Annotated in this window: 19 protein-coding genes, 1 tRNA gene and 2 pseudogenes; 20 read left to right on the forward strand and 2 right to left on the reverse strand. The window is 67.9% G+C overall.

Translation table 11 applies throughout. The features are described 5' to 3' along the window. Positions 1 to 21: 21 nt before the first annotated feature. The 18 genes and pseudogenes from MSM1_RS19280 (at position 22) to MSM1_RS19365 (ending at position 20591) form a co-directional block, all read left to right on the forward strand. Positions 22 to 1443, forward strand: a complete 1422-nt coding sequence (locus MSM1_RS19280) for a Xaa-Pro peptidase family protein (RefSeq protein WP_213445402.1) — start codon at positions 22 to 24, stop codon at positions 1441 to 1443. Positions 1444 to 1541: 98 nt separating this feature from the next. After that, positions 1542 to 2435, forward strand: a complete 894-nt coding sequence (locus MSM1_RS19285) for a cyclase family protein (RefSeq protein ID WP_213445340.1) — start codon at positions 1542 to 1544, stop codon at positions 2433 to 2435. A 303-nt stretch (positions 2436 to 2738) separates the two neighbouring features. Beyond that, positions 2739 to 4268, forward strand: a complete 1530-nt coding sequence (locus tag MSM1_RS19290) for a UDP-N-acetylmuramoyl-L-alanyl-D-glutamate--2,6-diaminopimelate ligase (protein ID WP_213445404.1) — start codon at positions 2739 to 2741, stop codon at positions 4266 to 4268. Between the two features lie 46 nt (positions 4269 to 4314). Then, on the forward strand, positions 4315 to 5814 hold the full coding sequence (murF, locus tag MSM1_RS19295; RefSeq protein ID WP_213445406.1) for a UDP-N-acetylmuramoyl-tripeptide--D-alanyl-D-alanine ligase: 1500 nt from the start codon (positions 4315 to 4317) through the stop codon (positions 5812 to 5814). Positions 5815 to 5825: 11 nt separating this feature from the next. Further along, positions 5826 to 6911 (forward strand): phospho-N-acetylmuramoyl-pentapeptide-transferase, encoded by a 1086-nt coding sequence (gene mraY / locus MSM1_RS19300; RefSeq protein WP_213445409.1) that lies wholly within the window; start codon positions 5826 to 5828, stop codon positions 6909 to 6911. Continuing rightward, complete coding sequence (murD, locus tag MSM1_RS19305) at positions 6908 to 8392, forward strand: UDP-N-acetylmuramoyl-L-alanine--D-glutamate ligase (protein WP_307857442.1); 1485 nt, start codon at positions 6908 to 6910, stop codon at positions 8390 to 8392. The genes mraY and murD overlap by 4 nt, the downstream gene beginning before the upstream one ends. A 5-nt stretch (positions 8393 to 8397) precedes the next feature. After that, the gene (ftsW, locus tag MSM1_RS19310; RefSeq protein WP_374101746.1) at positions 8398 to 9948 is read left to right on the forward strand and encodes a putative lipid II flippase FtsW; all 1551 of its coding nucleotides are present in this window, start codon (positions 8398 to 8400) and stop codon (positions 9946 to 9948) included. Further along, a pseudogene (murG, locus tag MSM1_RS19315) lies at positions 9945 to 11081 on the forward strand (undecaprenyldiphospho-muramoylpentapeptide beta-N-acetylglucosaminyltransferase); the annotation flags it as partial. The gene ftsW and the pseudogene murG, both read left to right, overlap by 4 nt. A 119-nt stretch (positions 11082 to 11200) precedes the next feature. After that, on the forward strand, positions 11201 to 12661 hold the full coding sequence (gene murC, locus MSM1_RS19320) for a UDP-N-acetylmuramate--L-alanine ligase (RefSeq protein WP_213445413.1): 1461 nt from the start codon (positions 11201 to 11203) through the stop codon (positions 12659 to 12661). Further along, the gene (locus MSM1_RS19325) at positions 12661 to 13512 is read left to right on the forward strand and encodes a cell division protein FtsQ/DivIB (RefSeq protein ID WP_213445785.1); all 852 of its coding nucleotides are present in this window, start codon (positions 12661 to 12663) and stop codon (positions 13510 to 13512) included. The genes murC and MSM1_RS19325 overlap by 1 nt, the downstream gene beginning before the upstream one ends. 214 nt (positions 13513 to 13726) lie before the next feature. Continuing rightward, complete coding sequence (gene ftsZ, locus MSM1_RS19330; protein WP_213445787.1) at positions 13727 to 14866, forward strand: cell division protein FtsZ; 1140 nt, start codon at positions 13727 to 13729, stop codon at positions 14864 to 14866. A gap of 32 nt (positions 14867 to 14898) precedes the next feature. After that, positions 14899 to 15606 carry a peptidoglycan editing factor PgeF gene (gene pgeF / locus MSM1_RS19335; RefSeq protein WP_213445416.1) on the forward strand — a complete coding sequence of 236 codons (708 nt, stop codon included), beginning with the start codon at positions 14899 to 14901 and terminating at the stop codon, positions 15604 to 15606. Positions 15607 to 15613: 7 nt separating this feature from the next. Next, positions 15614 to 16375: a YggS family pyridoxal phosphate-dependent enzyme gene (locus MSM1_RS19340; protein ID WP_213445418.1), complete on the forward strand. Its 762-nt coding sequence runs from the start codon at positions 15614 to 15616 to the stop codon at positions 16373 to 16375. A 57-nt stretch (positions 16376 to 16432) separates the two neighbouring features. Beyond that, entirely contained in the window at positions 16433 to 17065 is a 633-nt protein-coding gene (locus MSM1_RS19345; protein WP_213445420.1) for a cell division protein SepF, read from the forward strand. A 158-nt stretch (positions 17066 to 17223) separates the two neighbouring features. Then, positions 17224 to 17514 carry a YggT family protein gene (locus MSM1_RS19350; protein WP_213445422.1) on the forward strand — a complete coding sequence of 97 codons (291 nt, stop codon included), beginning with the start codon at positions 17224 to 17226 and terminating at the stop codon, positions 17512 to 17514. A gap of 79 nt (positions 17515 to 17593) precedes the next feature. Further along, positions 17594 to 18692: pseudogene (locus tag MSM1_RS19355) on the forward strand (IS110 family transposase). 690 nt (positions 18693 to 19382) lie between these two features. After that, complete coding sequence (locus MSM1_RS19360; protein WP_213445424.1) at positions 19383 to 20159, forward strand: DivIVA domain-containing protein; 777 nt, start codon at positions 19383 to 19385, stop codon at positions 20157 to 20159. A gap of 96 nt (positions 20160 to 20255) precedes the next feature. Next, positions 20256 to 20591, forward strand: a complete 336-nt coding sequence (locus MSM1_RS19365) for a hypothetical protein (RefSeq protein ID WP_213445820.1) — start codon at positions 20256 to 20258, stop codon at positions 20589 to 20591. A 51-nt stretch (positions 20592 to 20642) separates the two neighbouring features. Here the strand turns inward: MSM1_RS19365 and MSM1_RS19370 are convergent, their stop codons facing one another. Both MSM1_RS19370 and MSM1_RS19375 read right to left on the reverse strand, forming a co-directional pair. Then, positions 20643 to 21326, reverse strand: coding sequence for a phosphoribosyltransferase (locus tag MSM1_RS19370; RefSeq protein ID WP_213445426.1), 684 nt, complete (start codon positions 21324 to 21326; stop codon positions 20643 to 20645). Positions 21327 to 21429: 103 nt separating this feature from the next. After that, positions 21430 to 21515 (reverse strand) — tRNA-Leu (locus MSM1_RS19375). A gap of 133 nt (positions 21516 to 21648) precedes the next feature. Here MSM1_RS19375 and MSM1_RS19380 point away from each other — a divergent pair. Continuing rightward, on the forward strand, positions 21649 to 23004 hold the full coding sequence (locus MSM1_RS19380) for a M20/M25/M40 family metallo-hydrolase (RefSeq protein WP_213445429.1): 1356 nt from the start codon (positions 21649 to 21651) through the stop codon (positions 23002 to 23004). Positions 23005 to 23024: 20 nt separating this feature from the next. Continuing rightward, a complete protein-coding gene (locus MSM1_RS19385) occupies positions 23025 to 23561 on the forward strand; it encodes a YbhB/YbcL family Raf kinase inhibitor-like protein (RefSeq protein ID WP_213445432.1) in 537 nt (178 codons plus the stop codon). Positions 23562 to 23578: the final 17 nt, after the last annotated feature.

Below are 23578 nucleotides of genomic sequence, written 5' to 3' on the forward strand. Positions count from 1 at the left end.
GGAGCAAGCGAGGCGATCGATATGACCAGCGTTAAGGGGCCCGTCGAAAGCGGCAACCCATACGATGAGAATGCGCTATTTAATTACCGGCGCGCACTGGTCAAGATGGATGAAAATGATCTGACAGCCATCGTAGGGGCAACTTTTTATAACAGCTATTATATGTCCGGGGTCCGTACACTTTTCAATGAGTGGTGTTACAGTGAGCCCTATGAAGCGGCGATATTGCCTCGCGATCCGGCAAAAGATCCCACATTTGTCACGCTGACCGCCGTCCTTCCCGCCCTGGTCGATGGCGAACCGACATGGATGCCTAACGTGTGCCTCTACGATTGGCTCAGCACGGATCCGACGCCCGAGCCGGTCGATGCGGAGAGCAAATTAAACGCGGCGATCCGGAAATTTGTCGACGAACGTGTCAGCGGAGATCTGGAAAATGACATCGTGACGGCCACGGTGAAGGCGTTTCGACGTCTTGGTCTCACGAACGGCCGTGTCGGATTTGATGACCTTCGATTCGGGAGCCACATCAAAGAGCATATCCCCGAGATCGAGGTGGTGGATGCGCATCAGATCTTCTGGGACATTCGAAAGGTCAGGACTAGGCAAGAGCTCAAGCTTTTGAGTAATTCCGCGCGAATCAACCAGATCGCTCTCGGCGCGGTTATAAAGGAAATGCGTCCAGGGGTCAACTGGCGCGATTTAGCGTACCTGTATAAGAACACGTGGACAAGGCATGGTGGCCGGAGTGTTTCTGATAAAGGACTCTTTTGGGGTGGCAAGTTTGGTGATGAGTACGTAGCCGATAGTTTTTTTATGCCCAATAATGACTTTGAGCTCGAAGAGGGCAAGTTTTACGTGCTCGAAGGCCAAGGGCACATGTTGCAGTACAATGCCGACGCGAGCCGAACGGTGTTCCTTGGTGATCCTCCGGCAAGCTACCTGAAGGGCGTTGATGCCGTGATGCACGCCTATGAGGCAATGGAAGCCGCGCTACGGCCCGGGCTGTCAAGCAAGGGAGTGTATCAAGCCGGCATGGAGGCGATGAAAGCCTCGGGAGTGCCGTATCCCGGAAAGACAATTATCTTGTCGCACGGCGTGGGTCAAGAATTTGTGGAGTGGTATACGCTGTTTCCCACACAGCGCGGGCGCCCGGAAAGCTTCATTCTTGAGGAGGGCATGACGATCGGCATGGACTGTCTGTACTACGGGCATACTCTCGGGACTTTCCACTTCGAAAACGGGATGATGATCACGAACGACGGCCCACGGTCATTTTATGCTCCGCCCAACACGGATGACATATTTTATCGGGGGCTGGTCATTACGGATGGGAATGTGGTCGATACCTATTGTCCCGACGTCACCCTAACGCAGGAAAAGGGCATACCGGAGGAATTTGTATCGGCAGTCAGTCCAGCGCCTTCGTGGTGCAACATTTAAATTTGAGTGGCCTGTGATCTGCGGCGATGTCTGAGTTGGACCTGATGCGGCTATAGTTTTGGGAGAAGTTTACAGGAGAATTGGAGGAGGGCGGTCAAGTGACGCAGTTAAGTCAATTGCCATGGGGGCGTGAGGATCAGCGAGGAGCAACGAACTACGTCACGCCAGAGGTAACGCTGCAGGCGCTACAGACAATAAAGGCGGGTCGAATCCTTGAGCTATGCCACAACGTCCAAGTCGGTCACCCGACGCTAGAGCCTTTCATTCCCCCGATGTTAATGGGCATGTGGTCGGTCCCGGACACCACGCGACCGCTCTTGAAGGAACACCTGAAAAGCGACGATGACGTCGGTGTGTTCACCGAGCGAGTGGAGTTGTGCATGCACACGAGTACGCACGTCGACGCGCTCGGTCATTTCACAATCGGCGATGAGATGCATAACGGATTCCCGTACCGCGACAATGCCACCAATTGGGGCCTCAAGAGATTTGGTATCGAGCAAATGCCACCATTAATAACGCGGGGCGTGGTTGCAGACGTCGCGAACGCCGCCGGCCGGGACTATCTTGAGGGTGGCGAAACAGTGACGGTCGATATGTTGGAGCGGGCGCTCGCGGCACAACGCATCGAATTGCAAGCGGGGGACGTGGTGCTGATCCGAACCGGCTGGGGACGCTTTTTCATGACAGATAACGACAAGTACACCGCGTCAGAACCAGGTATAGACGCCGACGCCGCGAGGTATCTCACCGCGCAGAAGGTGTGCGCGATCGGCGCGGACTCGATGGCCGTTGAAGTGCTTCCAAACCCCCGGGGACGCATCTTTCCCGTGCACACCCACACCCTTGTCGAAGCGGGCGTGCATCTCATCGAGAATGTCAACTTCGACAACGTGCTTCGGGAGAACATCCATGCTTTTTGCTTCATCCTGCTGCCCGTGAAATTCGTTGGCGCGACCGCATCCCCGGTGAGGGCGATCGCAGTCGTCTAAGCCCCGCCCGCGTGCCTCGATTGCCGGGCAGCGACCAGGCTCGTGCACGTGAACGACGCGGCGACAACCGAGCCGGTACACCCTGCTGCCACCCGCATCGGCCCGCGGCGCCCGAACGGCTCAAGACCTCAAGACAACCCTCAATGAGGTAGCGACCAGGCGTCCCTCCTGGCTCCCGCTCCCTCCCGACTCCCGCTGCGCCGGGCGCGGTGGGCTTTGCGGATACTGGAATCCCGGTGATGCAATCCCGGTGAATCCCCGGTGATGCCATCCCGGTGATCGGACGGGCAGCGGGCGGAGGTGATGTCGGTGCCGGGTGAGCTGCGGCCCACCGCGGGCGCTGGGGTGCCGCTGCCGGTGCTGGCGGCGCAGGTGGGCGCGGCGCCCGCCGGGGGCGGTGTCGTGCCCGACGTGTGCATCACCGGTATGACGCTTCGGGGTCAAAACGCCCGGCCCGGTGATCTGTTCGCCGCGTTGGCGGGCGCGACCACGCACGGCATCCGCTACGCCGGGGAAGCGATCGGCCACGGCGCGGTCGCGGTGCTCACCGACGCCGGTGGGGTCGCCGAACTGCCCGACGACGTTCGCGTGCCGGTTTTGACTCATCCCGAGCCACGAGCGGTGCTGGGCGAGCTGGCCGCGACGGTGTACGGGCGGCCATCGGAGCGGGTCACCCTCATCGGGATTACCGGCACCTCGGGCAAGACCACCTCGACGTATCTGGTGGAGGCCGGTGCGCGGGCCGCCGGGCGAACCACGGGGCTGATCGGCACCATCGGCGTCCGCATCGGCGGCGCCGACGTCCCCGCGGCGCTGACCACCCCGGAAGCACCCACGCTGCAGGCGCTGCTCGCGGTGATGGCCGAACGCGGGGTCGACACCGCGGTGATGGAGGTGTCCAGTCACGCGCTGGCACTGCACCGTGTTGACGGGGCGCGGTTCGCTGTGGGTGCGTTCACCAACCTGTCCCGCGACCACCTCGACTTTCACCCCAGCATGGCCGACTACTTCGCGGCCAAGGCGCGGCTGTTCGACCCGGCTTCCCCGTTGCGGGCCCGCGCCGCGGTGATCTGCGTCGACGACGACGCCGGCCGCGCGATGGCCGCCCGTGCCGGCGACGCGATCACCGTCAGCGCCGAGGGCCGGCGGGCGCATTGGCGCGCCGAGGGCATCGGGGCGTTCGGCGCCGAGGGACAGCAGTTCACCGCGATCGACCCGGCCGGCGTGCACCACCGGTTGGGCATCGCATTGCCGGGACCGTACAACGTCGCCAATTGTCTTGTCGCACTGGCGGTTCTCGACCAGATCGGGATCTCTCCGGAGCAGGCGGCACCCGGATTGCGGGCCGCTCGCGTCCCCGGGCGCCTGGAAGAGATCGACCGCGGCCAGGACTTCTTGGCGCTGGTCGACTACGCGCACAAGCCGGGCGCGCTGCGGGCGGTGCTGCGGGCAGTGCGCCGCCCGGATAGCCGGGTCGCGGTGGTGTTCGGCGCCGGCGGTGAGCGCGACCCGGGCAAGCGCGCCCCGATGGGCAGGATCGCCGCCGAGCTGGCCGATCTGGTCGTCGTCACCGACGACAACCCGCGCGGGGAGGATCCCGCCGCGATCCGCCGCGCCATCCTCGCCGGGGCCGCCCAGGCAAACGGCGACGCCGAACTCGTCGAGATAGCCGACCGGCGCGCCGCGATCAGGCACGCCGTCTGCTGGGCACAACCGGGCGACGTGGTGCTGGTCACCGGCAAAGGCCATGAGACCGGGCAGAGCCGCGGGGGGCAGATTCGGCCCTTCGATGATCGTCTGGAGTTAGCGGCCGCCTTGGAGGCGCGGGCGTGACCGCCGGCGACGAGGCAGAGCGAACCGATGAGAAGGAGCGGCGCCGGTGCTAGCCCTGAGCGTCGCCCGTATCGCCGAGATCGTCGGCGGTGACCTGGCCGGCATCACGCCGCCGGACGCAGCCCGGCGGCACGTGACCGGTAGTGTCGAATTCGATTCGCGCACCGTCACTCCCGGGGGGTTGTTCGTCGCGCTCCCCGGGGCGCACACCGATGGTCATGAGCACGCGGCGGCGGCGGTGGCGGCCGGAGCGGTCGCGGTGCTGGCTGCCCGGCCGGTCGGGGTGCCGGCCATCGTGGTCCGCCCCGGCCCCCACACCGCGGCCCACGCCGGCGTGCTCGAGCACGACGCCGACGGCTCGGGCGCAGCGGTGCTGGCCGCGCTGGCCAAGCTCGCCGGGGCGGTGGCCGCGCAGCTGATCGCCGGGGGGCTGACCGTCATCGGGATCACCGGCTCGTCGGGCAAGACCTCGACCAAGGACCTGCTGGGCGCCGTGCTTCAGCCGCTGGGCGCGGTGGTGGCCCCGCCGGGCTCGTTCAACAACGAGCTGGGCCACCCCTGGACGGTGCTGCGCGCCACCCGCGAAACCGACTATCTGGTTCTGGAGTTCTCGGCGCGTCATCGCGGCGATATCGCAGCGCTGGCGGCGATCGCGCCGCCCGCGATCGGGGTGGTGCTTAACGTCGGGACCGCGCATCTGGGCGAGTTCGGCTCCCGGGAGGCGATCGCGGCGACCAAATCTGAACTACTGCAAGCTATTTCAGGGGATGGCGCGGCCGTCCTCAATGTCGATGACCCGGCGGTGGCGGCGATGGCCGACAAAACCGCCGCCCGGATCGTGCGGGTCAGCCGTAGCCGGCACACCGACGCCGGGCCCAGTGATGTCTGGGCCGGCCCGGTGACGCTCGACGACTTGGCCCGGCCGCGCTTCACGCTGCACGCCCGTGACGCGCAGGCCGAGGTGCAGCTGCGGGTGTCGGGCGAGCATCAGGTCACTAACGCGCTGTGCGCGGCGGCGGTCGCGCTGCACTGCGGTGCCGACCTGGATCAGGTAGCGGCCGCGCTGGCCGGCGCGGGTGCGGTGTCGCGGCACCGCATGCAGGTGATCACCCGCGCCGACGGGGTGACGGTGATCGACGACGCCTATAACGCCAACCCGGAGTCGATGCGCGCCGGGTTGCAGGCCCTGGCCTGGATCGCTCACCGGGCCGGGCGCCCGCGACGCAGCTGGGCAGTGCTGGGGCAGATGGCCGAGCTCGGCGACGACGCGATAACCGAGCACGATCGCATCGGCCGGCTGGCGGTGCGCTTAGATGTGTCTCGACTGGTTGTCGTGGGAACCGGGAGGCTTATGAATGCCATGCACCACGCCGCGGTGACGGCGGGCCCGTGGGGCGGCAAGGCTACCGTCGTCGCCGGCGCCGACGCCGCCCTGGCGCTGTTGCGGGCCGAACTGCAGCCCGGGGATGTGGTGCTGGTTAAGGCGTCCAACGCGGCCGGTCTGGGAGCACTGGCTGACGCGCTGATTGCCGACGGCACCGGCTGAGGCATTCGGCGATGATTCAGATTCTCATCGCCGTCGCCATCGCGCTGACGGTGTCCATCCTGCTGACCCCGGTGTTGATCCGGCTGTTCACGAGGCAGGGATTCGGCCACGAGATCCGCGAAGACGGTCCGCCCAGCCACCGCACCAAGCGCGGCACGCCCTCGATGGGCGGGGTGGCGATCCTGGCCGGCGTCTGGGCCGGCTATGCGGGCACCCATCTCGCGGGCCTGGCCTTCGGGGGCGCGGGACCTTCGGCGTCGGGTCTGCTGGTGCTGCTTTTGGCGAGCGCTTTGGGCGCCGTTGGCTTCGTCGATGACCTGATCAAAATCCGCAGGGCCCGCAACCTGGGCCTGAGCAAAACCGCCAAGACGGCCGGCCAGATCACGGCCGCGGTGGTCTTCGGTGTGCTGGTGCTGCAATTCCGCAATGCCGCCGGGTTGACACCGGGCAGCCCCGAACTGTCCTATGTGCGTGAAATCGCCACCGTCACACTGGCTCCGGCGCTGTTCGTGTTGTTCTGCGTGGTCATCGTCTACGCCTGGTCGAACGCGGTCAACTTCACCGACGGCCTGGACGGCCTGGCCGGTGGCAGCATGGCGATGGTGACCGCCGCCTACGTGCTGATCACCTTCTGGCAGTACCGCAACGCGTGCGTCACCGCACCGGGCGTGGGGTGCTACCACGTGCGCGACCCACTGGACCTGGCGCTGGTCGCGGCCGCGACGGCGGGCGCTTGCATCGGTTTTCTGTGGTGGAACGCCGCGCCGGCCAGAATCTTCATGGGCGACACCGGATCGCTGGCGCTGGGCGGCATCATTGCGGGGCTGTCGGTGACCAGCAGCACCGAGCTGCTCGCTATCGTGCTGGGTTCGCTGTTCGTCGCGGAGATCACCTCGGTGGTGCTGCAGATCTTGACCTTTCGCACCACCGGGCGGCGGATGTTTCGGATGGCGCCCTTCCACCACCATTTCGAGTTGGTCGGCTGGGCCGAAACCACGGTGATCATCCGGTTCTGGCTCCTCACCGCGATCGCGTGCGGCCTGGGCGTGGCGCTGTTCTACGCCGAGTGGCTGGCCGCCATCGGTGATCGACCGTGAGCCCGCACGCCGCCCGCGGGGCCCCGGCGCTGGAGTCGCTGCCGCCCGGCGCCACCGTGCTGGTTGCCGGTGGCGGGGTCACCGGGCGGTCGGCGCTGGCAGCGCTGGCTGGCGTGGGGGTAAGCGCGACGGTGTGCGACGACGACCCCGCCGTCCGGCACCGGCACGCCGAGGCCGGGGTGGCGACCGTGCACCCGGCAACCGCGACGGCCCGGATCGCCGACTACGCCCTGGTGCTCACCAGCCCCGGGTTCCCGCCGAACGCGCCCGTGCTGGCGGCCGCCGCGGCGGCGGGCGTGCCGATCTGGGGTGATGTCGAGCTGGCCTGGCGGCTGGACACCTCGGGCCGCTGCGGGCCGCCGCGGCGGTGGCTGGCCGTCACCGGCACCAACGGCAAAACCACCACCGCCGCGATGCTGCATGCCATGCTGACCGCCGCGGAGCGGCGCAGCCGGCTCTGCGGCAACATCGGCAGCCCGGTGCTCGACGCCCTGTGCGAGCCCGCCGACCTGCTGGTCGTCGAGCTCTCCAGTTTCCAGCTGCACTGGGCGCCGTCGCTGCGCCCGGACGCCGGCGCGGTGCTCAACATCGCCGAAGATCACCTGGATTGGCATGCCTCGATGGCCAACTACACGGCGGCGAAGGCGCGGGTGCTGACCGGGCGGGTAGCCGTGGCCGGGCTGGACGACGCCCGCGCGGCCGCGCTGCTGGACACCGCGGCTGCCCCGGTTCGGGTGGGTTTCCGGCTGGGCGAGCCGGCGCCGGGGGAGCTGGGGGTGCGCGGCGGCTGGCTCGTCGACCGCGCCTTTTCCGGTGGCCTGGCACTGGCCCCGGTCGCGGCGATCCCGGTGCCGGGCCCGGTCGGGGTGCTCGACGCGCTGGGCGCCGCGGCGCTGGCCCGCAGCGTTGGGGTGCCCGCCGCGGCCATCGCCAGCGCGCTGGCATCGTTCAAGGCCGGCCGGCACCGCGGGGAGGTGGTGGCCGTCGCCGAGGGGATCCGCTACGTCGATGATTCCAAGGCCACCAATCCGCACGCCGCCGAGGCCTCGGTGCTGGCCTACCCGCGGGTGGTGTGGCTGGCCGGCGGCCTGCTCAAGGGCGCATCCATCGACGCGACGGTGGCCCGGATCGCATCCCGGCTGGCGGCGGTGGTGCTGATCGGGCGGGATCGCGGCGAGGTTGCCCGGGCGTTATCGCGACACGCGCCCGATGTCCCCGTCGTCCAAGTTGTGACGCGCGAGGATGACGATATGGATGCTACTTGCGTGGCATATGTTTCAGATGTGATCAAAGTTGTCTGTGAGCCAGGCAAGACTCGCGGTGCGTGTGTGATGAGTGCGGCCGTCGCCGCGGCTCGAGAGCTGGCGGCGCCGGGCGACACCGTGCTGCTGGCGCCGGCGGGCGCGTCGTTCGACCAATTCACCGGCTACGCCGACCGGGGCGATGCGTTTGCGGCCGCCGTGCGCGCGGCGATCGGTTAGACGCGGTGGCCGGCATGCTGACCCGGTTGCTGCGCCGGAACCCGGAGGTTGCGCGGACCGCCGAAGCGGCCTCGGGTGGTGCCGCGGCGGCGGCCGCCATCCCGACGGACGCCGCCGCGGCGGTGCGGCCGCCCGTGGGCATGGTCACGGGCGGGCCACGCACCCGTTTCGGCGCCTGGCTGGGACGGCCTATGACATCGTTTCATCTCATCATCGCCGAGGCGGCGTTGTTGACGACGCTGGGTCTGATCATGGTGCTCTCGGCCTCCGGGGTGCGCTCCTATGACGACGATGGATCGCCGTGGGTGATCTTCGGCCGGCAGGTGCTCTGGACCCTCGTCGGGCTGGTGGCGTGCTATCTGGCGCTGCGCGTGCGGGTGCGCGTCATGCGGCGGCTGGCCTTTCCGGGTTTCGCGGCGACGGTCGGCATGCTGGTTTTGGTGCTGATCCCCGGAATTGGCAAGGAGGCCAACGGTTCTCGTGGGTGGTTTGTGATCGCCGGCTTTTCGATGCAGCCTTCCGAGTTGGCTAAGATCACCTTCGCCATCTGGGGCGCGCATCTGCTGGCGGCCCGCCGCATGGAACGGGCATCGCTGCGAGAGATGCTGATCCCGCTGGTGCCCGCCGCCGTCATCGCGCTGGCCCTGATCGTCGCCCAGCCGGACCTCGGACAGACGGTGTCGCTGGGAATTATCCTGTTGGGTTTGCTGTGGTATGCCGGCCTGCCGTTGCGCGTCTTCTTGAGCTCGCTGTTCGCCGTGATCGTTTCGGCGGCAATCCTCGCGGTGTCCGCGGGCTACCGCTCCGACCGGGTGCGGTCCTGGCTGAATCCGGGAGCCGACCCGCAAGACACCGGCTATCAGGCCCGCCAGGCCCGTTTTGCGCTGGCTAACGGCGGCATCTTCGGCGACGGCCTGGGTCAGGGCACCGCGAAGTGGAACTACCTGCCCAATGCCCACAACGACTTCATCTTCGCGATCCTCGGCGAGGAGCTCGGCTTCATCGGGGCGGTCGCGCTGCTGGCGTTGTTCGGGCTGTTCGCCTACACCGGGATGCGGATCGCGCGCCGCTCCGTCGACCCATTCCTGCGGCTGCTGACCGCCACCACCACGACGTGGGTGCTGGGCCAGACATTTATCAACGTTGGCTATGTGATCGGCCTGCTGCCGGTCACCGGGCTACAGCTGCCACTCATCTCCGCTGGCGGAACAGCCACAGCCACAACACTTCTGATGATTGGCATGATGGCGAACGCAGCCCGCCACGAACCGGAGGCGGTGGCTGCGCTGCGGGCCGGCCGGGGCGACCGGATGAACCGGCTGCTACGCCTGCCGCTGCCGGATCCCTACTTGCCGACTCGTGCGCAGGCGCTGCGCGACCGGTGGCGCAGCGGCGCGCAATCGGTCAGGCCCCGGCGCGTGGCGGAGCGCGCGGTCAGCCCGGCTGCGCGCGCGGCACGACCTCCTCAGACCGATCGGGGCCGCTCAGGGCATCATGGAGCTGGTCGGCGCCCGGTGCGGCGCGCCCGCGCAGCGGAAGGTCAGCGTTACGGGTGAACGACGTGGTCCACAACTCAGCCGACGGTGCCGCGGTATCGGTCGTCCTGGCCGGCGGTGGCACCGCCGGCCATGTTGAGCCGGCCATGGCCGTCGCCGACGCGCTGTGTGCTTTGCAGCCACAGGTGCGGGTCACCGCGCTGGGCACCCCTCGTGGCCTGGAGACCGAACTCGTCCCCGGGCGCGGCTACCATCTCGAGCTGATCACGCCGGTGCCGCTGCCCCGCAGGCTCAGCGCGGATCTGGCGCGGCTGCCGCCGCGAATCTGGCGTGCGGTCCGGCAAGCCCGCGGTGTGCTCGACGCCGTCGGCGCCGACGTGGTGATCGGCTTCGGCGGCTACGTCGCGCTGCCGGCTTACCTGGCCGCACGCGGCATCCCGGGGTGGCGGCGGCGCGTCCCGGTGGTGGTCCACGAGGCCAACGCCAGCGCCGGGCTGGCCAACCGGGTCGGCGCCCGAGCGGCGGCCCGGGTGCTCTCGGCGGTAGCGGATCCCGGGTTGCGCCGCGCCGAGGTGGTGGGCGTGCCGGTGCGGGCGGCGATCACCACGCTCGACCGTGCGGCGTTGCGGGCGGTGGCGCGCGCCCATTTCGGCTTCGCCGACAACGCGCGGGTGTTGCTGGTGTTCGGTGGGTCACAAGGCGCGGTCTCCCTCAACCGGGCGGTCGCCGGGGCGGCGGGTGACCTGGCTGCCGCAGGTGTGTCGGTGCTGCACGCCTACGGCGCCAAGAACACCCTCGAGTTGCGCACCCCCGACCCCGGTGATCCGCCCTATGTGGCGGTGCCCTATCTGGATCGGATGGATCTCGCCTACGCCGCGGCCGACCTGGTGATCTGTCGAGCCGGGGCGATGACGGTCGCCGAGGTGTCGGCCGTCGGGCTGCCGGCAATCTATGTGCCGCTGCCCATCGGCAACGGGGAACAACGGCTCAATGCGCTGCCGGTGGTCACTGCCGGTGGTGGCCTGTTGGTTGCCGACGCCGAGCTGACACCGGGTCTGGTGGCGGCGCAGGTGTGCGGCCTGTTCGCCGACCCTCCGCGGCTGGCGGCGATGACGGCGGCCGCCGCGCGGGCGGGACACCCCGACGCAGCGCAGCGGGTAGCCCAGGTGGCGCTCGACGTGGCAAGAAAAGCAAAAAAAGCACAAAGCGGGGTGCGCGGGGCGCGTGACGGTCAACGCGCCAACAGCCGCTGGAGTGCGCTCGGCGTCGACCCCGGTCATCGCGCGGCACCGCTGAAGCCCGGAGAGCGACGGTGACCGCCGAGCAGTTGCCGCTCGAGCTGCGGCGGGTCCACCTGGTGGGCATCGGGGGAGCGGGCATGTCGGGCATTGCCCGCATTCTGCTGGACCGCGGCGCGCTGGTGTCGGGATCCGACGCCAAAGACTCCCGCGGCGTCCGCGCCCTGCGTGCCCGCGGCGCGCTGATCCGGATCGGGCACGACGCGGCGGCGCTGGATCTGCTGCCGGGCGGCGCGACCGCCGTCATCACCACCCGCGCCGCCATTCCCAAGACCAATCCCGAGCTGGTGGAGGCCCGCCGGCGCGGCATCCCGGTGCTGCTGCGCCCGGCGGTGCTGGCAAAGCTGATGGCCGGGCGGACCACGTTGATGGTCACCGGCACCCACGGGAAGACGACGACGACGTCGATGCTGATTGTGGCGCTACAGCACTGCGGACGAGACCCCTCCTTCGCGGTCGGCGGCGAGCTGGGGGAGGCGGGCACCAACGCGCACCATGGCAGCGGTGGCTGCTTTATCGCCGAGGCCGACGAGAGCGACGGCTCGCTGCTGGAATACACCCCGAACGTCGCGGTGGTCACCAACATCGAGTCCGATCACCTGGACTTCTTCGGCAGCGCGGGCGCCTATGCCGCCGTTTTCGACGCCTTTGTGGAGCGGCTCGCGCCCGGCGGCGCGCTGGTGGTTTGCGTGGACGACGCCGGAGCGGCCGCACTGGCGGAACGCAGCGCGGCACTCGGGATTCGGGTGCTGCGCTACGGCAGCCTGCCGGCCGAAAGGCTGACCGGCACCCTGCTGTCGTGGGAGCAGGAGGGCACCGGCGCGATCGCACACATCCACTTGGACGGCGAACGCTACCCGCGGGTGCTGCGGCTATCGGTGCCCGGACGCCATATGGCGCTCAACGCGCTGGGGGCGTTGTTGGCCGCCATCGAGGTCGGCGCACCCGTAGATGCCGTGCTCGACGGGCTGGCCGGTTTTGAAGGCGTGCGCCGGCGACTCGAACTGGTGGGGACCGCCGCATCGGTGCGGGTGTTCGATGACTACGCCCACCATCCCACGGAAATCAGCGCGACACTGGCCGCGCTGCGCCCGCTGCTGGACCAGGACGGCGGGGGCCGATTATTGGTCGTGTTTCAGCCCCATTTATATTCGCGCACACAGGCTTTTGCCGCCGAGTTCGGTCGTGCGCTGGACGCCGCCGACGAGGTGTTCGTGCTCGACGTCTACGGCGCTCGCGAACAACCCCTCGCCGGCGTGAGTGGGGCCAGCGTCGCCGAGCAGGTGAGCGTGCCCGCGCACTACGTGCCGGACTTCGCTGCGGTGCCGGCCGCGGTGGCGGCGGTTACCGGCCCGGGTGACATCGTCGTCACGATGGGCGCCGGCGACGTGACCATGCTCGCTCCAGAGATCATGACCGCGCTGCGGGCGCGGGCCAACCGCAGCGTGCCCGGGCGGTCGGAGGGGTGGCGGTGATGCAACCGGCCGCCGCGCCGGATCAACTCGGCGATGTGGAGGGGCCCCGCCGGCGGGCCCGCCGGGAACGCGCCGAGCGGCGCGCCGTGCAGGCCCGCGCCCGGGCGATCGAACACGCCCGCCGCGAGGCCCGGCGCAGGGCCCGCAGCGGCCCCGCCACCGAGCCCAAAGCCGTTCCCCGCGGCGCGGTGCCCGGCCTGACGATGATGCTGAGCATGGTTGTGCTGGCCGTGGTTGCGGTTGCGCTCGGGGCGATCCTCTACTTCACCCCGGTGATGTCCGCGCGCGGCATCGTCGTCACCGGGAATCAAGCGGTCACCCGCGACGAGGTGCTGGACGCGGCGCGGGTGCGCCCGGGCACACCGCTGCTGCAAATCGACACCGGCGAGGTCGCCGACCGGGTCGCGGCAATCCGCCGGGTAGCCAGCGCGCGAGTGCAGCGGCAGTACCCGTCGACGCTGCGGATCACCATCGTGGAGCGAATCCCATTGGTGGTAAAGGATTTTCCGGACGGTCCGCACCTTTACGACCGCGACGGGGTCGACTTCGCGACCGCCCCGCCACCACCGTCGCTGCCCTACATCGACGTCGATGATCCGGCACCGGCCGATCCGGCGACCAAAGCGGCGTTGGCAGTGCTCACCGCACTGCGTCCGGAAATTGCCGGGCAGGTGGGCCGCATTGCCGCCCCATCGGTGGCCGCCATCACCCTGACACTCGTCGACGGGCGCACGGTGATCTGGGGGACCACCGACCGCAACGCGGAAAAGGCCGAAAAGCTCGCAGCGCTATTGACTCAACCGGCACACACCTACGACGTGTCCAGTCCGGACCTGCCCACCGTCAAATAGAAATTGGCCGAAATTCGCCCGCCACGTGTCGGCGCGCCTGCACGCCTAGGGCGCGCCATGGCCATACCGTTCTGGTTGCGCAGAACTACTTGACATAACTCTAAGCCTCTGGTTGAGGTTGAGGGTTTGCCAACGATCGTGAAGGGTTGTTTACGTTTGGCCGACAGACCCGAGTCAAAAACGACGTCAGTCCCACCAGGGAGGAAGACGAATGATGACCCCCCCGCATAACTACCTGGCCGTCATCAAAGTCGTGGGGATCGGCGGCGGCGGCGTCAACGCCGTCAACCGGATGATCGAGCAAGGCCTCAAGGGCGTGGAGTTCATCGCGATCAACACCGATGCGCAGGCGCTGCTGATGAGCGATGCGGACGTCAAGCTCGATGTCGGGCGGGATTCCACCCGGGGACTGGGCGCCGGCGCCGACCCGGAGGTTGGGCGCAAGGCCGCCGAGGATGCCAAGGACGAGATCGAAGAACTGCTGCGCGGCGCGGACATGGTGTTCGTCACCGCTGGCGAAGGGGGCGGAACCGGCACCGGCGGGGCGCCGGTGGTGGCCACCATCGCCCGCAAGCTCGGCGCGCTGACCGTGGGCGTGGTCACCCGGCCGTTCTCGTTTGAGGGCAAGCGGCGCAGTCAGCAGGCCGAAGCCGGCATCGCCGCGCTGCGGGAAAGCTGCGACACCTTGATCGTGATCCCCAATGATCGCCTGCTGCAGATGGGAGATGCCGCGGTCTCTTTGATGGACGCGTTTCGCAGCGCCGACGAGGTGCTGCTCAACGGTGTGCAGGGCATCACCGATTTGATCACCACCCCGGGTCTGATCAACGTCGACTTCGCCGACGTCAAGGGCATCATGTCCGGTGCCGGCACCGCGCTGATGGGCATCGGCTCGGCCCGCGGTGAGGGCCGCGCCATCAAAGCTGCCGAGATCGCGATCAATTCCCCGCTGCTGGAAGCCTCCATGGAGGGCGCGCAGGGTGTGCTGATGTCGGTCGCCGGCGGCAGCGACCTGGGTTTGTTCGAGATCAACGAGGCGGCCTCGCTGGTGCAAGAGGCCGCCCACCCGGACGCCAACATCATTTTCGGAACCGTCATCGACGACTCGCTGGGCGACGAGGTGCGCGTCACGGTCATCGCGGCGGGCTTCGCGGCCAGCGGGCCGGGCCGCACCCCGATCCTCGGTGGTGGTTCGGGCCAGACCATCGCCTCGGGCAGGGCCGGCAAGCTCACCTCGACATTGTTCGAGCCCGCCGACGCCGTCAGCGTGCCGCTGCCCACCAACGGCTCGACGCTCAGCATCGGCGGCGAGGACGACGATGACGTCGACGTGCCACCCTTCATGCGCCGCTAGCCGCGGTGGCAACCAGACCGGATACTGGGCCGGTGGGGTATCGCATTCGCCGGGTGACGACCACGCGAGCCGGCGGGGTTTCGGCGCCGCCGTTTGACACGTTCAACTTGGGCGATCACGTCGGAGACGATCCGGCCGCGGTGGCGGCCAACCGGGCGCGGCTGGCCGCCACCGTGGGCCTGCCTCCCGCGAGGCTGGTGTGGATGAACCAGGTTCACGGCGATCACGTCGAGGTGGTCGAGGAGCCGCGCAGCGCGGCGCTCGACGCCACCGACGCCCTGGTGACCCGTGCCCCCCGCCTGGCGCTGGCAGTGGTGTCCGCGGACTGTGTGCCGGTGTTGCTGGCCGACGCCCGCGCCGGTGTGGTGGCGGCCGTGCACGCCGGCCGGGTGGGCGCGCAGCGGGGTGTGGTGGCCCGCGCCCTGGAGGTGATGCTGGCCGTGGGCGCGCACGTTCGCGATATCTCGGCTTTGCTGGGCCCGGCGGTCAGCGGGCGCAACTACGAGGTGCCCGCGGCAATGGCTGATGAGGTCGAGGCGGCGCTACCTGGCAGCCGCACCACCACGTCTGTTGGCACGCCCGCGCTGGATCTGCGCGCCGGAATCGCGCGTCAGCTCGTCGATTTGGGGGTCAGCGCCATCGATATCGACCCCCGCTGCACGGTCGCAGACCCCAGCCTTTTTTCCCATCGCCGTGACGCGCTGACCGGTCGGCTGGCGTCGCTGGTGTGGATGGAATGAGCGCGCCATGAGCCCGGCAATCGAGCGTCTAACGCGGGAATCCGAATTGTCCCGCGCCCTGGCGTCGGTGCACGCGCGGCTCGCCGCCGCCGCGCAGGCGGCAGGCCGCGCCGTCGACGAGATTGAGCTTTTGCCCGTTACTAAATTTTTTCCGGCGACCGATGTTGCGATTTTGGTGCGGTTGGGCTGCCACTCGATTGGCGAATCTCGCGAGCAGGAGGCGTGGGCGAAGATCGGTGAGCTCGCCGCGCTGCTGGGCCCCGAAGCGCAGCAGGTGCGCTGGCATATGGTGGGCCGGATTCAACGCAACAAGGTTCCCCGGCTGGCCCGCTGGGCGCACACCGTGCACTCCGTCGATAGCTTGCGCGTGGTGACCGCGCTCGACCGGGCGGTCGGCGCGGCCCTTGCCGACGGCCATCGCAGTGCCCCACTGCGGGTCTACGTCCAGATCAGCCTCGACGGGGATCCGGCTCGCGGCGGGGTAGACATTTCGCTGCCCCGCGCGGTGGACGCCATCTGCGCCGGGGTGGCGGCGTCGCAGACGCTGGAATTGGCTGGGCTGATGGGTATTCCGCCGTTGAGCTGGGACCCGGAGAAGGCCTTCGCGCGGCTGCACGCCGAGCACCGCCGGGTGCTCGAGTCGTACCCGAACGCCGTGGGGCTCTCGGCCGGCATGTCCGATGACTTCGAAATCGCCGTCAAACACGGTTCAACCTGTGTGCGTGTCGGTACCGCGTTATTGGGTCCGCGACCGCTACGGTCACCGTGAGCAGTCACTGTAGTCACACCTTCATCACAGACACCAAACTCCAGAAGGGGTCACGCGATGAGCACACTGCACAAGGTCAAGGCCTACTTCGGTATGGCTCCGATGGAGGACTACGACGACGAGTACTACGACGACCGCGCTCCCTCGCAACACGGTTACCCGCGTCACCGGTTCGACGATGGCTACGGCCGCTACGACGGGCGCGACTACGACGATCCGCGCGGCGAACCGGGCGACTACCCGCCGGGCAGCTATCGTGGCGGCTACGGTGACGAGCACCGGTTCCGGCCCCGCGACTTCGGCCGAGCCGAGTTGGCCCGGCCCCGATTCGGCCTGTTGCGCGGGTCTACCCGCGGCGCGCTGGCGATGGATCCCCGCCGGATGGCGATGATGTTCGACGAGGGCAGCCCGCTGTCGAAGATCACCACGCTGCGCCCGAAGGACTACAGCGAGGCCCGGACCATCGGGGAGCGCTTCCGGGACGGCACCCCGGTGATCATGGATTTGGTGTCGATGGATAACGCCGACGCCAAACGGCTGGTGGACTTCGCGGCCGGGCTGGCCTTTGCGCTGCGCGGCTCGTTCGACAAAGTGGCGACCAAGGTGTTTCTGCTGTCACCCGCCGACGTCGACGTATCCCCGGAGGACCGGCGCCGGATCGCCGAAACCGGCTTTTACGCCTACCAGTAGTCGCCACCGTGCTAGCAGTGAGCGCCTCGGCGGTAGTGCCCCGCTCTCTTGCGCCGGTAACGAGCGTGCACGTCGGCCACCCGAGTCGGTAGGCTGGCCATCGTCGCGCTAGGGCGCGGCGATGTCATCAAGCTCACATCGGTAAGGTCAGGCTTCAGGTGGCGCTGTTCTTTCAGGTCCTTGGCTTCGCGCTGTTCATGTTCTGGTTGCTGCTGATCGCGCGGATCGTCGTCGAATTCATCCGATCGTTCAGCCGTGATTGGCGGCCCCGCGGTGCCACCGTGGTCGTCCTCGAGGCCATCATGTCCATCACCGATCCGCCGGTGAAGCTGCTGCGTCGGCTGATACCGCAGCTCACCATCGGCGCGGTTCGCCTCGACCTCTCCATCATGGTGTTGCTGCTGGTGGCGTTCATCGGCATGCAACTGGCTTTTCAGGCCGCGGTTTAGGCGGTATGGGGGGCTGGGGCCCCACTCACATGTAAACGTGGGTTGCCGACAGGGTGGTCCTGGCCGGTAGAGCCACAAGATGTGGGAGGCCCCAGTGAAGCGTCAGCGTACGAGTGTTGGGTTGGATGTGCACGCGCGATCGGTTGTCGCGTGCGGGTTGGACGCTGAAACCGGAGAGTTATTCGAACGCCGGTTGACGCCAGATCATAGCGAGATCACGGGATGGATTCAGGCTCTGCCGGGGCCGGTGGCGGTGGCCTATGAGGCCGGCCCGACCGGGTTCGGGTGGGCGCGGTTTTTGCTGGCGGCCGGCATTGACTGCGTGGTGGCTGCGCGTCGAAGCTGCAGCGCCCGTCGGGGGACCGGATCAAGGCCGACGCCCATGATGCCCGGCATCTGGCGAGGTTGCTGCACTTGAATCAGGTCGCGGCGGTGGCGATTCCCAGCATTGAGCAGGAGGCGGCGCGGGATTTGGCGCGGGCGCGTGAGCACTGCCGCGGGGATTTGATGAGCGCGAGGCACCGGCTGTGAAAGCTGCTGTTGCGCCACGGGATCGTGTACTACAGCGGGGCTGCCTGGACGGCTAAACACGAGCTGTGGCTGCGCGGCCAGCCTTCGACGCGCCCGGTTTACAGTTGGCCTACGATGCCGCCTTCGATGCGATGCTGGCTTGCGTCGATCGTCGGGATCGGCTGGATCGGGCGATCTCAGCGATGGCCGCCGACTCGATGTTCACCCCGGTGGTGACCCGGCTGGGATGCCTGCGGGGGGTGTCCACGCTGACCGCGTTCGGGCTGGCCGTCGAGATCGGCGATTGGCGCCGTTTGACCGGCCGCTCGATCGGCGCCTACCTGGGGTTGGTGCCCACCGAGCACTCCTCGGGTGCCACCCGCAGCCAGGGCGGGGTCACCAAGACCGGCAACGGCCACGCCCGCCGGCTGCTGGTCGAGGCAGCCTGGCATCACCGCCCTCGGTACCGGCCCGGAGTCGACTTGCGGCGCCGCTGGGATATCGCCTCGCCGGCCGCTCGGGCCCGGGGCCAGGCCGCCAACCGGCGGCTGCACGCCCGCTGGGTCGGTTTCGACGAGCGCAAGAAACGCCCGGTGGTCGCCAACGCGGCGATCGCGCGGGAACTGGCCGGCTGGTGCTGGTCGCTGGCCGTCCTCGACGAGGACTGAACATCGCATAAACGCCCGGATGACAACCCGCCGGTGTCGGCAAGCGCCTGGCAGCGACCCGCGTTCCGCCTATGAGCAATCATGTTGCAGCGCAACTGATTATGCTCGACTTTAGACAAGCGGTCCGCTGCGACTCGAAAACCCGTCATTGCGGTAACCAACCCGCGTATATCAGAGTTGACCCGCGTCGATTACGACACGCTCGACACCCCCGCGAACTCATCCGGCCAACGAAGCGGCGGCCACGGCGACGGTCGTGGCCGCCGCTTCACCCTGCCAACTTGACAAACTTCACCCCATATCAGGCGGGGTTAGGCGGGCTTAGGCGGCTTAGGCGGGCTTAGGCGGCTTAGGCGGGCTTAGGCGGGTTAGGTAACCGCCCGGCGCACTCCCGCGCACCGGGCAGCCGAGGCCGCCCCGTTGGCCGATGGTTGCCGGCGTCGTTGCCGGGGAACCTGCCCCCCGGCGTCGGCTCACGATGGTTTGTCCCGGCCATTTCCGGAATCCCGCTGACGGCATTTGAGGTGCTCTTAAAATATCTTAAAATATGAAATTCCCTCTTAATTCTCGGGCTAATGGGCAACGGGCGGGTCTGATGTGACAGGATGGGCCACGGTTGCAGTGCAGCTACCGCAACGTCCTACACTTTGCAGACCGGTTTGACTCTCCAGACTCGAGGGGGCACCCAGAATGCCGCTTACACCAGCAGACGTCCACAATGTGGCGTTCAGTAAGCCGCCGATTGGCAAGCGAGGATACAACGAGGATGAGGTCGACGCCTTCCTCGACCTGGTGGAAAGTGAGCTGACCCGGCTTATCGAAGAGAATTCGGATCTTCGCCAGCGGGTCAAGGAGCTGGATCAGGAACTGGCCAGCGCCCGCGCGAGTGGCGGTGCCCAGCCCACCGAAGCCATACCGCTCTACGAACCACCGCGGGAAGTGCCCGCCCCCGCCCCCGCCGCGGAGCTGAGCGAGGAGCAGACCATCAAGGCGGCCAGGGTGCTGAGCCTGGCTCAGGACACCGCCGATCGACTTACCAGCACCGCTAAAGCCGAGTCGGAGAAGATGCTGGCCGATGCCCGCGCCAATGCCGACCAGATCCTCAGCGAGGCTCGGCGCGAGGCCGAAACGACGGTCTCCGAGGCCCGCCAGCGCGCCGACGCGATGCTGGCCGATGCGCAATCCCGATCGGAGGCGCAGCTGCGCCAGGCCCAGGAGAAGGCCGACGCGTTGCAGGCCGACGCCGAGCGCAAGCATTCCGAGATCATGGGCACCATCAACCAGCAGCGAACGGTCCTTGAAGGCCGCCTCGAGCAACTGCGCACCTTCGAGCGTGAGTACCGTACCCGGCTCAAAACCTACCTGGAGTCCCAGCTGGAGGAACTCGGCCAGCGCGGTTCGGCGGCACCGGTCGACTCTAGCGCAGAAAGCGGCGGGTTCAACCAATTCCACCGGGGCAGTAACTAGCCGGGCAGGGGACGAGTCGAGTAGGGCCCGGGTCCGTCACACAGAAAGCCACCGAGCAATTCTGGCGGTCCCGCCGGTGTGGCTGAAGGGTTACCGATGCTGATTATCGCGTTGGTGTTAGCGCTGATAGGCCTGGCCGCGCTGGTGTTCGCGGTCGTCACCAGCAACGAGTTGGTGGCATGGGTCTGCATCGTTGCGAGCGCCCTGGGGGTGGTGCTGCTGATCATCGACGCGCTGCAGGAACGCCGGGGCCGGGACAGCCGCGGGAACGCCGGGCGGCCGGTGGACGCTACGTCGCCGGTTGGCCAAGACACGGCACACGCCTCCGGGGCGGGCGCGAGCGCCACCGACACGGCCATAGACGCCGATACCGTCGACACCGGCACCGATGAGACGCCGGCACGAAAACCGGGTGCCGTCGCCGACGAGTGATTGATTGCTGCGTTACCGCGGGCCCCGTCGAATACCCCGTCTAGCCGTCGTCTAGCCGTCCCCCGTTGGTGTGGCCAAAAGCTCGCGGACCTCCTCATCGGTGACCTGATGAAAGTCCGCGTAGACCTGCCCCACCGCCTCGAATGCCGGAGGCATGGTGGCGCACACGACATCATCGGCTTCTTGCGCGAGCAGTTCACAGCCCGCGGGCGGCCCCACCGGGACGGCGACGACGATCGAGTGCGGATCCGCGGTTCGCACCGCGCGCACGGCCACCAGCATGCTGGCGCCAGTGGCGATTCCGTCGTCGACGAGGATCACGGTCTTGCCGGCCGGATCGGTGAGCGGCCGGCCACCGCGGTATGCCCGCTCGCGCCGGCTCAGCTCCGCCGTCTCCCGATCGATCACCGCATGCAACTGTTCCTCGCTGATCCGCAGGCTGGACACCACGTTGTCATTGATCACCACCCCGCCGCCGCTGGCCAGCGCGCCCATCGCGAGCTCGCTCCACTGCGGCACACCCAGCTTGCGAACCAAAAACACATCTAGCGGCGCATGAAGTGCGCGAGCAACCTCCCAGGCGACGGGCACACCGCCGCGGGCCAGCCCCCACACGAGCAGCCCCTCCGTACCGCGGTAGGGCGCCAGTTCGTGGGCCAGCACCCGGCCGGCGTCGTGGCGGTCGCGGAAGGTGCGGGCCGCGGTGCCCCGGAGAAAGCCACCCGATCGGTTCATTGGTGCCACCTCGCTACTGGCTATCCCAAGCCTACGACCGCAGGTGGGCCCCGGCTTGGCGGCGCTGCCCGCGCCGAGCACCGCCATCCCGGCCGGCACCGGGTGTCCGAGGGGGGACTTGAACCCCCACGCCCACTAATAGGGCACTAGCACCTCAAGCTAGCGCGTCTGCCATTCCGCCACTCGGACAACTCAACCAGGGGCTGGCAGCTAAGGCTATCGGATTGGCCGGCGCGGACCCAAACACCATGCACGCCTTCCCCACGGCCTTCCCAATGGTAGGAAAGGGGCCCAAGGGTAGGAAAGGGGCCCAAGGGGCCCAATGGTAGGAAAGGTGACGGTGACGCTTCCAGGTGAAGTCCCAGTCGACGAGGTGGTGGACGTCGTCAGCAGGCTGATCCAATTTGATACCACCAACACCGGCGAACCCGATAGCACCAAAGGCGAGGCCGAATGCGCGGGCTGGGTGGCGGCGCAGCTGGAGCAGGCCGGCTACCAGATCGACTACGTTGAGTCCGGCGCGCCCGGCCGGGGCAATGTGTTCGCCCGGCTGGCGGGCGCGGACAGTTCCCGCGGCGCGCTGCTGATTCACGGTCACCTCGACGTGGTGCCGGCCGAGGCGGCCGATTGGAGCGTGCACCCGTTCTCCGGCGCGATCGAAGACGGCTATGTGTGGGGCCGCGGCGCGGTCGACATGAAAAACATGCTGGGCATGATGATTGTGGTGGCCCGGTATTTCCGGCGTGCCGGGATCGTGCCGCCCCGCGATGTGCTGTTTGCGTTCCTCGCCGACGAAGAACACGGCGGCATATGCGGATCGCAGTGGCTGGTCGACAACCGGCCCGACCTGTTCGACGGTGTCAGCGAGGCGATCGGCGAGGTCGGCGGGTTTTCACTGACTGTGCCGTGCCGCACCGGCGGCGAACGTCGCCTCTATCTGATCGAGACCGCCGAGAAGGGGGTGCAGTGGATGCGGCTGACCGCGCGCGGGCGGGCCGGCCACGGCTCGATGGTGCACGACCACAATGCGGTCACCTCCCTCGCCGAGGCGGTAGCCCGGCTGGGCCGGCACCGATTCCCGCTGGTGGTCACCGAGCCCGTTGTCCGGTTCCTGGCTGCGGTCAGCGAGGAAACGGGTTACGCCTTCGATGCCGCGGCGCCAGACCTGGAAGGGGCATTGGACAAGCTCGGCCCGATAGCCCGCATCGTGAAGGCCACTCTGCGCGACACCGCCAACCCGACCATGCTCAGGGCCGGGTATAAGGCCAATGTTGTTCCCGCGACGGCGGAAGCGGTGCTGGACTGCCGCGTGCTTCCCGGTCGGCAAGCGGCCTTCGAGGCCGAGGTCGACGAGTTGATCGGCCCCGATGTGAGCCGGGAATGGATCGCCAACCTGCCGCCGTATGAGACCGGATTCGACGGCGATCTAGTCGACGCCATGAACGCCGCGCTGCGCGCGGTAGACCCCGATGCCCGTACGGTACCCTACATGCTTTCCGGCGGAACAGACGCGAAAGCCTTTGCGCGCTTGGGTATTCGCTGTTTCGGTTTCATCCCCCTGCGGTTGCCCCCGGAATTGGATTTCGCGGCGTTGTTTCACGGCGTGGACGAGCGGGTACCCATCGACGGGCTCAAGTTCGGTACCCGGGTGCTGGCACACTTTTTAACACACTGCTGATCGACACGAGAGGACCGAGGATGATCACCCGACCCGACCCGTATGCCGCGCTGCCCAAGTTGCCGTCGTTCACCCTGACGTCGAAGTCGATCACCGACGGGCAGCCGCTGGCCACCGCCCAGATCAGCGGGATCCTCGGTGCCGGGGGCCAGGACCGCAGTCCGCAACTGAGCTGGTCCGGGTTTCCCGCGGACACCCGCAGCTTTGCGGTCACCGTCTACGACCCCGACGCCCCGACGATGTCGGGATTTTGGCACTGGGCGGTGGCCAACCTGCCCGCTTCGGTCACCGAGTTACCCGAAGGCGTGGGCGATGGCCGTCAGCTGCCGGGCAACGCGCTGACCCTGGTCAACGACGCCGGAATGCGCCGTTACGTCGGGGCTGCGCCACCCCCCGGTCATGGTCCGCACCGCTACTACGTCACGGTGCATGCCGTCAACGTTGAGAGGCTCGACCTCAACGAGGACGCCAGCCCCGCGTTTCTCGGATTCCAGCTGTTCCAGCACGCGATCGCACGGGCATTCATTCACGGCACCTACGAGCAGCCGTCGGACTGATCGCCCCCGGGACCAAA

The organism is Mycobacterium sp. SM1 (genome assembly GCF_018361265.1).
In the GTDB taxonomy this organism is placed as follows: Bacteria; Actinomycetota; Actinomycetes; order Mycobacteriales; family Mycobacteriaceae; genus Mycobacterium.

Excerpts from the sequence above, each read along its gene's own strand:
- MSM1_RS19280 (WP_213445402.1), top strand. The coding sequence starts at position 22 with ATGACCAGCGTTAAGGGGCCCGTCGAAAGCGGCAACCCATACGATGAG.
- MSM1_RS19290 (WP_213445404.1), top strand. The coding sequence starts at position 2,739 with ATGTCGGTGCCGGGTGAGCTGCGGCCCACCGCGGGCGCTGGGGTGCCG.
- mraY (WP_213445409.1), top strand. The coding sequence starts at position 5,826 with ATGATTCAGATTCTCATCGCCGTCGCCATCGCGCTGACGGTGTCCATC.
- MSM1_RS19325 (WP_213445785.1), top strand. The coding sequence starts at position 12,661 with ATGCAACCGGCCGCCGCGCCGGATCAACTCGGCGATGTGGAGGGGCCC.
- ftsZ (WP_213445787.1), top strand. The coding sequence starts at position 13,727 with ATGACCCCCCCGCATAACTACCTGGCCGTCATCAAAGTCGTGGGGATC.
- MSM1_RS19340 (WP_213445418.1), top strand. The coding sequence starts at position 15,614 with ATGAGCCCGGCAATCGAGCGTCTAACGCGGGAATCCGAATTGTCCCGC.
- MSM1_RS19345 (WP_213445420.1), top strand. The coding sequence starts at position 16,433 with ATGAGCACACTGCACAAGGTCAAGGCCTACTTCGGTATGGCTCCGATG.
- MSM1_RS19360 (WP_213445424.1), top strand. The coding sequence starts at position 19,383 with ATGCCGCTTACACCAGCAGACGTCCACAATGTGGCGTTCAGTAAGCCG.
- MSM1_RS19365 (WP_213445820.1), top strand. The coding sequence starts at position 20,256 with ATGCTGATTATCGCGTTGGTGTTAGCGCTGATAGGCCTGGCCGCGCTG.
- MSM1_RS19370 (WP_213445426.1), bottom strand. The coding sequence starts at position 21,326 with ATGAACCGATCGGGTGGCTTTCTCCGGGGCACCGCGGCCCGCACCTTC.
- MSM1_RS19380 (WP_213445429.1), top strand. The coding sequence starts at position 21,649 with ATGGTAGGAAAGGTGACGGTGACGCTTCCAGGTGAAGTCCCAGTCGAC.
- MSM1_RS19385 (WP_213445432.1), top strand. The coding sequence starts at position 23,025 with ATGATCACCCGACCCGACCCGTATGCCGCGCTGCCCAAGTTGCCGTCG.